This is a genomic window from Peribacillus frigoritolerans (assembly GCF_004358755.1).
Lineage (GTDB): Bacteria > Bacillota > Bacilli > Bacillales > Bacillaceae > Bacillus_P.
This window is the reverse complement of sequence record NZ_SMZY01000003.1, coordinates 461,450-475,893: the sequence shown is the minus strand read 5'-3', so window position 1 is coordinate 475,893 and position 14,444 is coordinate 461,450. Positions and strand designations below refer to the sequence as shown.

The 14,444-nt window shown below is 41.8% G+C and carries 12 protein-coding genes; all 12 read left to right on the top strand.

All coding sequences use genetic code 11. The features are described from left to right. The first annotated feature begins 191 nt into the window (after positions 1-191). Complete coding sequence (gene secA / locus E2R53_RS15870; RefSeq protein WP_133312703.1) at positions 192-2,702, top strand: preprotein translocase subunit SecA; 2,511 nt, start codon at positions 192-194, stop codon at positions 2,700-2,702. A 57-nt stretch (positions 2,703-2,759) separates the two neighbouring features. Then, positions 2,760-3,861 (top strand): peptide chain release factor 2 gene (gene prfB / locus E2R53_RS15865; protein WP_133312702.1). Its coding sequence is split into 2 segments (ribosomal slippage): positions 2,760-2,831 and positions 2,833-3,861, totalling 1,101 coding nucleotides; the frame shifts between segments, so codons are not numbered across the junction. Between the two features lie 451 nt (positions 3,862-4,312). Continuing rightward, a complete protein-coding gene (locus E2R53_RS15860) occupies positions 4,313-5,179 on the top strand; it encodes a YitT family protein (protein ID WP_133312701.1) in 867 nt (288 codons plus the stop codon). A 53-nt stretch (positions 5,180-5,232) separates the two neighbouring features. Beyond that, positions 5,233-5,565 (top strand): cytochrome c551, encoded by a 333-nt coding sequence (gene cccB, locus E2R53_RS15855; protein ID WP_133312700.1) that lies wholly within the window; start codon positions 5,233-5,235, stop codon positions 5,563-5,565. A 429-nt stretch (positions 5,566-5,994) separates the two neighbouring features. Continuing rightward, on the top strand, positions 5,995-6,681 hold the full coding sequence (ftsE, locus tag E2R53_RS15850) for a cell division ATP-binding protein FtsE (RefSeq protein ID WP_133312699.1): 687 nt from the start codon (positions 5,995-5,997) through the stop codon (positions 6,679-6,681). Next, on the top strand, positions 6,674-7,564 hold the full coding sequence (ftsX, locus tag E2R53_RS15845; protein ID WP_133312698.1) for a permease-like cell division protein FtsX: 891 nt from the start codon (positions 6,674-6,676) through the stop codon (positions 7,562-7,564). Before ftsE ends, ftsX begins: the two co-directional genes overlap by 8 nt. A 67-nt stretch (positions 7,565-7,631) precedes the next feature. After that, positions 7,632-9,002 carry a murein hydrolase activator EnvC family protein gene (locus E2R53_RS15840; protein WP_133312697.1) on the top strand — a complete coding sequence of 457 codons (1,371 nt, stop codon included), beginning with the start codon at positions 7,632-7,634 and terminating at the stop codon, positions 9,000-9,002. A 333-nt stretch (positions 9,003-9,335) separates the two neighbouring features. Continuing rightward, positions 9,336-10,799: a S41 family peptidase gene (locus tag E2R53_RS15835; RefSeq protein WP_133312696.1), complete on the top strand. Its 1,464-nt coding sequence runs from the start codon at positions 9,336-9,338 to the stop codon at positions 10,797-10,799. Between the two features lie 263 nt (positions 10,800-11,062). Further along, positions 11,063-11,416, top strand: coding sequence for a swarming motility protein SwrAA (locus tag E2R53_RS15830; RefSeq protein WP_286166235.1), 354 nt, complete (start codon positions 11,063-11,065; stop codon positions 11,414-11,416). A gap of 102 nt (positions 11,417-11,518) precedes the next feature. Then, the gene (locus E2R53_RS15825; protein ID WP_133312695.1) at positions 11,519-12,697 is read left to right on the top strand and encodes a PDZ domain-containing protein; all 1,179 of its coding nucleotides are present in this window, start codon (positions 11,519-11,521) and stop codon (positions 12,695-12,697) included. 340 nt (positions 12,698-13,037) lie between these two features. Beyond that, positions 13,038-13,766 (top strand): MerR family transcriptional regulator, encoded by a 729-nt coding sequence (locus E2R53_RS15820; protein WP_133312694.1) that lies wholly within the window; start codon positions 13,038-13,040, stop codon positions 13,764-13,766. A gap of 56 nt (positions 13,767-13,822) precedes the next feature. Beyond that, the gene (locus E2R53_RS15815) at positions 13,823-14,437 is read left to right on the top strand and encodes a hypothetical protein (protein WP_133312693.1); all 615 of its coding nucleotides are present in this window, start codon (positions 13,823-13,825) and stop codon (positions 14,435-14,437) included. Positions 14,438-14,444: the final 7 nt, after the last annotated feature.

The following is a 14,444-nucleotide window of genomic DNA, read 5'->3' as shown; positions in this document are numbered from 1 at the left end:
TATCCTGGGACAACAATCCATATGAAAACACCCTATTTTTCAAACTGGAAACACGCTTTTTTTGTACATACCCGATATACTGTTGAAAACATTAAATATATGGTAAAATAGATAATAGTTTTGAAATTTCTAGCGGGTTCTCATGAATACTGTTCATGTATGGCACTTCATTAGACAGAGGAGCGTATAAAATGCTTGGAATCTTAAATAAGGTGTTTGATTTTAACAAACGTGCATTAAATAAATATGAAAAAATGGCTAATCAAATAGAGTCGCTTGCATCAGATATGGAAAAGCTTTCTGATGAAGATCTAAAGGCGAAAACACAGGAGTTCAAAGGCCGCATTGCAAAAGGCGAGAGCGTCGATGATCTTCTGACTGAAGCATTTGCGGTCGTACGCGAAGCTGCAAAGCGTGTTCTTGGCTTATATCCTTATCCTGTTCAGCTGATGGGGGGTATCGCCCTTCATGACGGGAATATCTCTGAGATGAAAACAGGGGAAGGTAAAACGTTAACTTCCACAATGCCTGTTTACTTGAATGCTCTTTCTGGAAAAGGCGTTCATGTAGTAACAGTCAATGAATACCTGGCAAGCCGTGATGCTGTTGAAATGGGCAAGCTTTATGAATTCCTTGGTTTAACAGTAGGCTTAAATACAAACGGCCTTTCAAAAGAAGAAAAGCGCGCAGCTTATGCAGCTGACGTCACGTATTCTACTAATAATGAATTAGGCTTTGATTACTTGCGCGATAACATGGTGCTTTACAAAGAGCAGATGGTTCAGCGTCCGCTTCATTATGCTGTCATCGATGAAGTTGACTCCATCTTGATTGACGAAGCGCGTACTCCGCTGATTATCTCCGGCTCTGCAGCAAAGTCAACCATGCTTTATGTGCAGGCAAACGGTTTTGTCCGTTCTCTTAAACGTGATGAAGATTATACGTTTGATGAAAAAACAAAAGGCGTTCAGCTGACAGAAGACGGGATGTCCAAAGCTGAAAAAGCATTCCATATCGAAAATCTTTTTGATCTTACACATGTTTCATTGAATCATCATATTAATATGGCATTAAGAGCGCATGTTGTGATGCACAATGATGTCGATTACGTAGTCGAAGAAGGAAATGTTGTCATCGTAGACCAGTTTACAGGACGTTTAATGAAAGGCCGCCGCTACAGTGATGGTCTTCATCAGGCGATTGAAGCTAAAGAAGGTCTTGAGATTCAAAATGAGAGCATGACGCTTGCGACAATAACGTTCCAGAACTACTTCCGCATGTACGAGAAGCTTTCCGGTATGACGGGTACAGCGAAAACGGAAGAAGAGGAGTTCCGCAACATTTACAACATGCAGGTTGTTGCGATTCCTACGAACCGTGATGTTGTCCGTGATGACCGCGCTGATCTTGTCTACCGTTCAATGGAGGGCAAGTTTAAAGCGGTTGTGGATGATGTAACGACTCGTTATTTTGCAGGGCAGCCAGTATTGGTTGGTACAGTCGCTGTTGAAACGTCAGAGCTTATTTCTAAGCTTTTGAAGAAAAAAGGTGTTCCTCATAATGTTCTTAATGCGAAGAACCATGAGCGCGAAGCCGAAATTATCGAGAATGCCGGTCACCAAGGCTCTATTACAATCGCAACAAACATGGCAGGACGCGGTACAGATATTAAGCTTGGACCTGGTGTAATAGAGCTTGGCGGTTTAGCTGTTATCGGGACAGAACGCCATGAATCCCGCCGTATTGATAATCAGCTCCGCGGACGTTCTGGCCGTCAGGGAGATCCTGGTGTGACTCAATTCTACCTTTCAATGGAAGATGAATTGATGAGACGATTCGGTTCTGAGAATATGATGGCGATGATGGATCGTCTCGGCATGGATGATTCACAGCCGATTCAAAGTAAAATTGTTACCCGTGCGGTTGAATCTGCGCAAAAACGTGTTGAGGGCAATAACTTTGATGCGCGTAAACAGCTTCTGCAATATGACGATGTTCTTCGTCAGCAGCGTGAAGTCATTTACAAGCAGCGCTTTGATGTTATTGATTCAGAAAACCTTCGCAGCATCGTTGAAGGCATGGTGACATCAACAGTTGAGCGTGTTGTTGCGATGTACACTCCTAAGGACGAGCTTCCTGAGGAATGGAATCTTGAAGGACTGCTTGATTATCTGAATGCCAATCTTCTTGAAGAAGGCATCTTTACAGTGAATGATTTCAAAGGGAAAGAATCTGAAGAAATCACTGAGCTAGTGCTTGAGAAAACAAAAGCACGCTACAGCCAAAAAGAAGAAGCGTTCGGCGAAGAGCAGATGCGCGAATTCGAAAAGGTTATTCTGCTTCGTGCGGTTGATACGAAATGGATGGATCATATTGATGCGATGGATCAATTGCGTCAAGGTATTCACCTTCGCGCATATGGTCAGACAGATCCGCTTCGCGAGTATCAAATGGAAGGCTTTGCAATGTTTGAAAACATGATTGCATCGATTGAAGAAGATGCTGCAAAATATATCATGAAAGCAGAAATCCGCAACAACCTAGAGCGTGAGGAAGTTGCAAAACCACAGGAGGCCGTTCACCCGAAAGAGGGAGACGAAGCGCCTAAGAAAAAACCTGTGAAAAAGCAGATGGAAATTGGCCGAAATGAAGCATGTGTATGCGGAAGCGGCAAAAAATACAAAAACTGCTGCGGTAAGTAAATCAGGAAAGAGAGGTGTTAAGCACCTCTCTTTACCCCATTTTAGAGGAGAATTATTATGGAACTTGCAGATATCCGGAACGAACTTGAAAAAATGGCTAAGAAATTAGCGGCTTTTAGGGGGTCTCTTTGACCTCGATCATAAACAGGCTCGCATTGATGAGCTAGATGAAATGATGTCCCATCCGAATTTCTGGGACAGTCAAAGTGAAGCACAGGCAGTTATTAATGAAAGCAATGCTTTAAAAGAAGCGGTTAACCAATTCAATGAAATGAACGAGACACATGAAAATCTCGAAATGACTCATGAGCTTTTAAAAGAAGAGTTTGATGCTGAACTTCACGCTGAGCTTGAAAGTGAAGTAACAGACCTGACAACAGCCATGAGCGAATTTGAGCTTCAGCTTCTATTAAGCGAGCCTCATGATAAAAACAATGCGATTCTTGAACTTCATCCAGGTGCCGGCGGAACGGAGTCCCAGGACTGGGGTTCCATGCTGCTCCGCATGTATACTCGCTGGGGCGAAAAGAAAGGCTTCAAGGTTGAAACACTTGATTATCTGCCTGGTGATGAAGCAGGCATTAAGAGTGTCACGCTTCTATTCAAAGGTCATAACGCCTACGGTTACTTAAAAGCGGAAAAAGGTGTTCATCGTCTTGTCCGTATTTCACCATTTGATGCATCAGGCCGTCGTCATACTTCATTCGTATCGTGTGAAGTCATGCCTGAATTCAATGATGAAATCGACATTGATATTCGCACAGAGGACCTGAAAATTGATACGTACCGTGCGAGCGGAGCCGGCGGTCAGCATATCAATACAACTGACTCAGCCGTCCGTATCACTCATGTTCCAACCAATACGGTTGTGACATGCCAAACTGAGCGCTCACAGATTAAAAACCGTGAGAGAGCCATGAAAATGCTTCAAGCAAAGCTTTATCAGCTGAAGCTTGACGAGCAGCAGGCAGAGCTTGACGAAATCCGCGGAGAACAAAAGGAGATCGGCTGGGGATCCCAAATCCGTTCTTACGTTTTCCACCCTTACTCTCTTGTAAAAGATCACCGTACAAGTACGGAGAGCGGAAACGTTCAAGGTGTCATGGACGGCGACTTAGATCCATTCATTGATGCATACTTGCGTTCTAAACTTTCATAAAGAAATAAAGCAGCTGTCCTTTGGGCGGCTGCTTTTTTATGGTGATACGATTTGCACATTCGTGTCTTGCTCTTTCGACCAACTGCTCGGCCGAGAGAAAATCCTTTTTTCTGCAATATCCTCATCTTAAATAGGAGGTGTCTGGAAAAAAGATAGTAAATGAATCAAATCGGCAAGTATTTCTCCTTTTTTTGCAAGTAAAAAACGCTTTTCGGCTAGTATAGTTCCAATTTCGGACAGTAAATCCCATAAAATCAGGGGAGTTCAGAGATTTTAACTCTTTCGACCAAAACTAAATACGGCTAAATCCTTCATCTATAGTAAAAACTAACCTCAACCCTTTACCTCTTTAGCACGTTATCCCGCTGTTATTTACAGCTTGATCAGACGGGTGCTATACTCTGTAAGGTTATGTCAAAAAACAAGTGTTTTCATAGATGGAGGATATAAGATGTTTCAGCGTAAACGCACTCGTACATACAATCCTGTTTTAGAAAAAATCACTTCTTATTTATTTATTTTACTCGGTTCTGGAATCGTTGCCATCGCCTTTAATCTGTTTCTTCTGCCTAACCGCATAGCATCCGGCGGAGTGAGCGGAATCAGTACGATTACCGATTCGATATTTGGGTTTGAACCTGCGTATGTTCAGTGGGCTTTCAACATTCCTTTATTTATTGCAGGAGTTCTGCTCCTGGGCAAGCAATTTGGTTTAAAAACACTGATAGGAACCATTTTCCTTCCATTTGTCGTCTTTTTAACAAAAGATCTGGCTCCTGCGACCACAGATCCTTTGCTTGGCGCGATTTTCGGCGGAATCGGAGTTGGCCTCGGTCTCGGTCTTGTTTTTAGAGGGAAAGCCTCAACAGGAGGGACAGACCTTGCGGCACAGATCATTCATAAATTCACGGGTCTTTCTCTTGGAACATGTGTAGCTTTAATAGATGGTCTGATTGTGCTGACAGCAGCCGTTGTTTTTGATATTGAACTTGGTCTTTATGCACTTGTAGCTCTCTATGTTACCAGCAAGACGATTGATATCGTTCAAGTCGGGCTTGGGCGTTCTAAGATGACAATGATCATTACGAATCAGGAAGAAGAGGTCAGAAAGGCGATTCTCAGTGAAATTGACAGGGGAGTGACCAAACTGTCTGCTTTTGGAGGCTACACGGATAATGAACGGCCGATTTTGATGTGTGTAGTCGATCAAACAGAATTCACCAAATTGAAACAACTCGTAAAAAGCATTGATACATCTGCGTTTGTCGTCGTTATGGATGCATCTGATGTGCTCGGCGAAGGTTTCAAGAGGGCGTAGATAGGATATAATAGAAATGTATTTTATATCCTTATTTGAGGAGGATTTAGGCAATGAAAACAAAACTATTCGCACTATTATTTGGAACATCACTTGCGCTTGCAGCATGCGGAGGCGGAGATAATGCCGGAGAAGAGCCAAAGGACGATACAGGTTCAAATGATACGGCAAAAGCTGAAGAAATCGCACAGCAAAACTGCATCAGCTGTCACGGGCAAAATCTTGAAGGCGGCGGCGCAGCACCAAGCCTTGAAAAAGTAGGCGCTAAATATGATGAAGAGAAAATTGAAAGCATTATTAATAAAGGTCAGGGCGGAATGCCAGCTGGACTTATTAATGAAACAGACGCGGCTGTTGTAGCAGAATGGCTGGCTCAGAAAAAGTAATTTGCATATAATGGCCAGCCAAAATCATGGCTGGTTTTCCTATTTTTTCTTCCCCTAATTAACCTAATTGGACCAAATCCGCAAGTAAAACATTTCGACACTCAGAAAAATTTACCATTATATATTCCCTAAAAAAAGATTGTCTTTTTAGTCAGAAAGTTCTAATATTTACATTAAAGCGTTATCATTCCCTCTAACATTGGAACCATAAACGATTGTAAAACGATAAAATTCTACAATTTACGACGTTGAAATGAAACTGTAATATTTTTAAGTCTATTTTTGCCGAACTTTGATGTTATAATATTTTTTGTGGGTAATCTTATTAATATATGAAAATATTGGATACATATTCCGAGACTCTCTATTAAACACAAACCAGCGGACACCACGTAATCTACAAAATAAACAGCTTTGGGTGATGAAAATATGATCGAAATGACAGACGTTTTTAAAACGTATTCGAATGGCGTTCTTGCCATTAATGGAATAAATGTAAAAATAGATCAGGGCGAATTTGTTTATGTTGTCGGTCCGAGCGGTGCTGGTAAATCAACATTTATTAAAATGATGTACCGTGAAGAAAGACCAACAGACGGCAAAATCGTGATCAATGGGATTAATCTTGCTAAATTGCGGGAAAAGAAAGTTCCTTATTTAAGAAGAGGCATCGGCGTTGTTTTCCAGGACTTTAAACTTTTGCCTAAGTTAACAGTTTTTGAGAACATTGCATTTGCTCTTGAAGTTATTGGAGAGAATCCTAGAATTATCAAAAAGAAAGTGCTGGACGTTTTAGATCTTGTTCAGCTCAAGCATAAAGCTAGATTTTTCCCTAATGAGTTATCAGGAGGAGAACAGCAGCGCGTATCGATTGCACGGTCAATTATTAACAATCCTGGGGTTGTCATTGCAGATGAGCCGACAGGAAACCTTGACCCTGATACGTCCTGGGAGATCATGAGCATCTTCGAGGAGATCAACAATCGAGGAACGACTGTTGTGATGGCGACACACAACCGTGAAATAGTAAACACCATGAAAAAACGAGTCATCGCGATCGAAGATGGAAAGATTGTGCGTGACGAGGCTAGAGGGGAGTATGGGATTTATGATTAGAACCCTTGGGCGTCACTTCAAAGAAACATTAAAAAGCTTAAGCCGTAATGCTTGGATGACATTTGCGTCAGTCAGTGCCGTAACTGTCACTTTAATTCTTGTCGGAACGTTCCTGGTTATTATGATGAACTTAAACAACTTTGCTTCTAAAGTTGAAGAGGACGTTGAAATACGTGTGCTGGTTGATGTGACAAGCACTCCGGAGGAACAAAAAGAGCTCAGGAACAAGGTAGACAACCTGAGCGGCATCGCATCTATTAAACTTTCTCCGAAAGAAAAAGAGCTTGATAACCTGATCAGCAGCATGGGAGAACAGGGTAAATCGTATCAGCTTTTTGAACAGAACAATCCTTTGAATGATGTGATCGTCATCAAAACCGAAGATCCGCGAGATACACCTCAAATCGCGAAGAAGATTGAGGGATTTAATGGAGCGTATAAAGTTCTGTACGGAAAAGAAGAAGTAGAAAAACTGTTCAATTTTGTTGAAATCTCAAGAAACATCGGCATCGCATTGATTATTGGATTAGTCTTTACAGCCATGTTCCTTATCTCAAATACGATTAAAATTACGATTTTTGCCAGAAGGCATGAAATAGAGATTATGAAACTAGTAGGCGCGACAAACTGGTTCATCCGCTGGCCGTTCTTCTTAGAAGGGTTAATGCTTGGAATTATGGGCTCAATCATTCCGATTGTACTCGTAATGGCCACGTACAACTATTTATTTACATGGGTTGAACCGAAAGTTGCAGGTTCATTTGTTCAATTACTGCCGTTTAGTCCATTCGTCTTCCAAGTATCAGCTATTCTGATCTTAATAGGCGGATTAATCGGAGTATGGGGAAGCTTAATGTCTGTCCGCAAGTTCTTAAGAGTATAAACTGGCAATCTGATAGATTGCTGGTTTCCTCGTTCAGAGGATGATAGATAAAGGGAGGAACTAGAGAGTGAGAAAGAAAATCTTATCGCTTGGGTTGGCTGCTTTAATAGGGACAAGCTCTATTATTATTCCAATTACCCAAGAAAAAGCTTATGCAAACGCTGATCTTGAAAAGAAAAAAGCAGATATTCAAAATGAGCGTTCCGGCATTGATTCAAACATCCAAGAAAAACAAGGTCAGTTATCAGAGCTTGAACAAAAAGAGAAAAGCTTGAATAACGAAATCGAAAGACTTGATAAGCAAACGGCTGATACAAATGAGAAGATTCGTGAGCGTCAAGCTGAAATCGAAGCAGCAAAACAAAAAATCGAAGAATTAAAGGTTCAAATTGAAGAAGTTAAAGAGCGTATCAAAAAACGTAATCTACTTCTAGAGGACCGTGTGCGATCTCTACAGGAGAGCGGCGGTGTAGTAAGCTATTTAGATGTGCTACTAGGTGCTCAGGATTTCGGTGATCTTGTTACACGCGTAAGTGCAGTAACAACGATTGTTGATGCAGATAAAGAAATTATCAAAGCCCACGAGGAAGACAAAAAACTTCTAGAGCAAAGTGAAGCAGAACTAAGTAGCCAGCTTCAGAAGCTTGAAACAGCATTAACTGAGTTAGAATCTTTAAAACAACAGTTAGCAAAGCAAGCAAAAGAAAAAGAAGGCTTAATTAAGCAAGTGAAAGCTCAGCATCAAGAAACGGAAGCTGCTATCTATGAATTAGAAGACGAAGCAGCATTCTTGAAAGAGCAGGAAGCAGCGATCCAAAAAGAAATGGAACGTCAAAAACAATTAGAAGAACAGCGTAAACGCGAAGCGGCAGAAGCTGCTTTAAGAGCAGAGCAGGAAGCTGAAGCAGCGGCGGCAGCGAAAGCAGCAGCAGCAAAAGCAGCGGCTAAAAAGCCGGCAGCATCTTCTTCTAACAGTTCATCTAATGAATCAGCAGCGCCGGCACCTGCACCAGCTCCGGAGCCAGCACCAGCACCTGCACCGGCAGTAACTGGAGGTAAGTTCATGTGGCCTGCACAAGGTACATTTACATCAGGTTATGGCCATCGCTGGGGCAAATTGCACGCTGGTATTGATATTGCAAACAGAGCAAGCAATGTACCGGTTGTAGCATCAGCAGCAGGAACAGTTATCCGTTCTTACTACTCAAGCAGCTATGGTAACGTAGTGTTCATTTCGCATAATATTGACGGCAAAGTATATACAACGTTATATGCTCATCTGGATGCACGCCATGTAAGCAGCGGACAATCTGTAAGCAAAGGTCAGCAGCTTGGATTCATGGGTAACACAGGCCGTTCAACAGGCAAGCATCTTCACTTCGAAATTCACGATGGTGCTTGGAAAAACCCTGTTAACCCAATGCAGTTCTTACAATAGTCATCAAACTCCTAAAACATTGTGTTTTAGGAGTTTTTTTATTTGTCTCCTATAGAGAGTGGCCATTTTTACTACTATCTTTAATCTAGGCGGCTCCCAGCCGGACCGCGGAAAGGAAGGGACTGGAGCGGAAAAGAACGGGTACCAATGATAACCAAAACATCTATCGAAGAACCACAAATGAAACTAAGCAATAGGATTCTTTTTTCATGCTCCCGTATTTTTCAGAGAAATCATCTTGTCCTACATGATTTATCCTTTTTTCACATATACTAGAGATACGAGTTTATTCAAAAGACCGTACATACTTTACCTTTTAGAAGGAGGAACAAGATGAAGCAAAAAGTCACAGCTCTTATGATGATTCTCTCAGTGGCACTGGGGGCAGGCGGCATGTACGCAGGTCAGCAGTTTATGGAGCATGATCAGCAGGAGACAAGAGCAGAAGAGCTTGCCGTTCCTGCTGTGACTGATGTGTTAAAGCAAGATCGGGATCAGGAAGTTGAAGGACTTGAAAAAGTGAAACAGGCCTATGACTTAATCTCAAGCAAATATGTGGAAGAAGTCGATGAGGAGGAGCTGCTTGAAGGTGCGATTCAAGGCATGCTGTCCACTCTGGATGATCCTTATTCTGTCTATATGGATAAAGAAACGGCCAAACAATTCTCTGACAGTCTTGATTCTTCTTTTGAAGGCATCGGAGCTGAAGTGGGAATGGATGGCGGCAAAATCATTATCGTCTCTCCATTTAAAAATTCACCGGCTGAAAAAGCAGGCCTGCAGCCGAACGATCAGGTCATTGCCATTGATGGCGAGTCTGTAGTCGGCAGCGACTTGAACGATACGGTTCTGAAAATTCGCGGTAAAAAAGGGACAAAGGTTAAAATTGAAGTGCTGCGGACTGGTTCAAAAGAAAAACTGAGCTTTGATGTGACACGTGACGAAATTCCAATCGAAACAGTCTTTAGCTCTGTTAAAACGAAAGGGAAATCTAAATACGGCTATATAGAAATTACCTCTTTCTCAGAGGATACCGCTAAAGATTTCACCGAGGAATTAGCAAAGCTCGAACAAAAAAACATGAAGGGACTAGTCCTTGATGTTCGTGGAAATCCGGGCGGATACTTACAAAGTGTTGAAGAAATTCTGAAGCAATTTGTGACAAAGGATCAGCCATATATTCAAATTGAAGAGCGCAATGGTGATAAGAAACGCTATTTCTCAAGCTTAACTGAGAAAAAGGACTATCCGGTTACAGTCCTGATTGATAAAGGAAGTGCATCTGCTTCTGAAATTCTTGCGGGAGCTTTAAAGGAAGCCGGGCAGTATGAGATTATCGGCGAGACCTCATTTGGAAAAGGCACTGTTCAGCAGGCTGTTCCTATGGGCGACGGCAGCAACATCAAGCTGACTCTTTATAAATGGCTTACACCTGAAGGCAATTGGATTCATAAAAAAGGGGTTGAACCAACCATCAGGGTTTCACAGCCTAAACATCTGACAACCCCGCCGATTCAGCTGGAAAAACCGCTCGCAGTCGATATGAATGATGAGCAAATAAAAGTAGCCCAAATTCTTTTAAAAGGATTAGGCTATGAACCAGGCAGAGAAGATGGATATTTTGGCAAGAAAATGGCTGAAGCCGTAAAGGATTTCCAAAAGAAAAACAAGCTTGCAGCTACAGGAAATATTGATGTTCAAACAGCAGAAACCATTAATCAAAAGGTTTCTGAGCAGCGTTTAGATGGAAAACATGATCTTCAGCTTGAGAAAGCTATTGAAACATTATCTAAATAAAAACAGGGCCAGCTTGCAAACTAGTGAGCTGGCTCTATTTTTATGGAATTTACTAACAAAATAACTATAATTAGGACGATTTTCAAATCTTTTGTGTGAAAAACGACGAAAATCAGAAGGGATTTCCGTATTTTTATAATTAGTAGAGACTTTTCGCGCACATAAAAATGAAACTTTAGCTAGTTGATTAATCGGGATAATAGTTTTACGATGGAAGTACTGTTCTACAACACACTCTAAACACAGAAAGATGGGGAGATCAATTGAAAAAAAGGGCAAGTGTGATGAGAGAACAAACTTATCGACAGTTGACAGAAGAATTTAAAGAAAGACTACAAACTGCAAATTCCTCACATGCGAAGGTCAGCAAATGGGTTCAGCTGTTCTGCATGTACTTGGCAAACTACACAGATGTTAAGAGACTGCAGGAAATCGATAAAGTTTGCATTCAAGAATACTTTCACTATTTAACGGAGAACTACAAGCGTCTTTCGTTAAACCTCACGGATATAAAACGGTCTATGCAGCTGATTGAAGAAGTGCTGGATTTTAAAGTAGATGATTCACTCCTTGATTTTTCACTTTCGAATTTGCATCTTTGGAGCAAATTAAAGTAAACTGGGTCAGAATATGATATTCATCCTATTCTATTTCTGATAAAATAGCATTAATCGTTTACTTAATAAACAGACGAAAGCAATCAAGGTGGTGTATGAAGTTTGCTCGAAAACTGGTTGCTGGAATTTCTTTTGGCAATGGGAAGGTTTTTTATTCATCCTCTCGTTTATTTTTTCCTTATTTATTCACTTGTGCTAGGGTTTATTCGCATTAAGCGGGAGCGTAAATCCTTCCATACAAGAATTCAAGATATCTATGAAGAAGTGCGGTTTACATATTCTAAAGGGCTGATGGCCGGTCTTCTTTTGTCTGCCGTTACATTTGGACTTGGCATGATGATTCCGCTGGGTTCCATTATTCTGCTGGCAGCTGTGACCGTCATTCTGTCGCTTACTTTTCAGCTGCGTTTTCTTTCGCCTGCTTATACGATGGGGCTGACCATCTTTGCTGTTTTTCTCTTTATGCAGGCAGATGACGTCTCTTTTTTACCTGATTTAAATGAGACAAGCTTTTCCATACTTGCAATCGTAATGGGACTGCTTATGATCGCGGAAGGTGTTCTTGCTTACCGGACAGCGCATCTAAAGACTTCTCCGTTTCTATTAAAAAGCAGCAGGGGACTTCCGATCGGAAATCATGTCGCAAACCGCACATGGCTTCTGCCGCTGTTTTTGCTCATTCCAGGCGGCTCATTAACGGAAAGCCTGTCTTGGTGGCCTGTGATTACCATCGGAGACGAGCCGTTTCTTTTTGTGTTCATTCCTTACATCATTGGGTTTCATCAAAGAGTTCAGGGTTCATTGCCTAAAGAAAGTATTATGGTGACGTCTAAGCGCGTCATTTGGCTGGGATTGATTATTTCAGCCGTAGCGGTCGTAAGTGTCTGGTTTATGCCGCTTGCATTCGCAGCAGCACTGCTTGCCATCATCGGCAGGGAATTTTTGACCGTAAAGCAGCGGATGAATGATAACTCGGCAGCCTTCTATTTCTCAAAGCGGGATCATGGTCTGATGGTGCTCGGCATTTTGCCGCACTCACCTGCCGTTAAGCTTGAGCTTGAAGTTGGCGAAATCATTATGAAAACAAATGGAGCCTCGGTCAAGACGGTCGATGAGTTTTACCAGGCCCTGCAAATTAACGGTGCTTTCTGCAAAATGGAAGTCATCGGCTTAAACGGAGAGATCCGCTATGTCCAGGGAGCCATTTACAAAGGCGAACACCACGAGCTTGGCATTCTGTTTGTGCAGGATGAGAAGAAGTGGGGGACAGAGGCAGTCTGACCAACTAGACTTTAGCATGATGCTAAAGTCTTTTTTATTTGGAAGGCTCTTTTAGTAAATATTGTTGCTATTAGACAAAATGTAAAAACCCTAAGTGGATTGCAGCGGAAGGAACTTGACTCCTGCGGAAAATAGAGCAAATTGGGAGACCCCACAGGCAACGCCGAGGAGGCTCCCATGCTCCCCGCGGAAAGCAAGTTCCTCTCGCTGCAAGGAACGGGCAACATTTATAATGAAAAACAACAATCTATACGAAAACAGCCTTTTGGAAAATAAAAACATATTGACTCTAACGTTACGTCATACCTTAAAGTGAAAAGTGAAGGGAGGCTGACAGCTTATGAAAGTAAAAGAAGTCGCGGATTTAGTTGGAATTAGTGTGCGCACCCTGCATCATTATGATGAAATCGGATTGTTGACGCCAGATGAGATGACCGCCTCTGGATACCGGCTTTACTCCAGCAAAAACCTCGAAACGCTGCAGCAGATCTTATTTTTTAAAGAGCTTGGTTTCCCTTTAAAGAAAATAAAAGAAATTATCAGCAGTCCTTCATTTGACCGGGAAGAAGCGCTCATGCTGCACAGAAAAATGCTGCTTGAGAAGCGGAACCGGCTGGATCAGATGATTGCAACGGTTGAGAAAACAATCAAACATGCGAAAGGAGAAATTAAGATGTCACAAAAAGAAAAATTTGAAGGCTTTGACTTCAGTCAAAATCCTTATGAACAGGAAGCGCGTGAACGCTGGGGAGACGAGGCGGTTGATAAGGCAAACGCAAAAGCTGCCGGCATGCCAAAAGAAATACAGGAGAACTTTAACGATCTTTATAGAAAGCTTGCAGATCTGCGTCATGAATCACCTTCTTCAGAAGAGTCACAGGCTGCAATCGGAGAATGGTATGTACTGCTGAACGAGTTTGGTGATTATTCCCTTGATGCTTTTAAAGGACTCGGGCAAATGTATGTGGATGATGAACGGTTTACGAAAAACATTGATAAGTTCGGTGAAGGATTAGCTGCTTACATGCGGAATGCAATGGCAGTTTACGCGGATAACCATAAAAAATAAAGAGGGACGGCGATTCCTGAGAGGATCGCCGTTTTTAAAGTGAGGAGGGAACCTGAATGATATACTGGATTGGCGGCTCTTCATGTTCCGGCAAAAGTACGCTAGCAAAAATGCTTGCTGAAAAACATAGTCTTCAGCTGTACTCATGTGATGATCACTTTTATAAGCATGTACAATTCATCTCGCCTGAGAAGCACCTGGCTATGAAAAAAGTTGCAGAGATGAATCCAAATGAAGCTTTTTACTCAAGAAGCCTTGATGATCAATTAAGGGTCTACATTCAATCCTTTCAGGAAGATTTCTCATTTGTTTTACAAGACCTCCAAGAGATCAACAAGCCGGTTATTGTCGAAGGGAATCAGTTAATGCCTTCACTCGCAGCGTCCTATATAAAAGAAAATCATAAAGCCATCTGGCTGATCCCAACTGAGGCTTTTCAAAGAAAGCATTATCAGAAGCGTGATTGGATTAAAGGTGTACTCAAAGATACTGAAGACCCTGAGATTGCTTTTAATAATTGGATGAAGAGAGATGCCTTATTCGCAAAGCTTGTGAATGAAGAAGCGCTGAGATTGGGATTTAAAGTTTTACATGTGGACGGCAGCTCGAATTTAGATGAGAATTTTATAAAAATTGAGCGATTTTTTGAATTAGAAAACAGCCAGATTTAAATTCTGG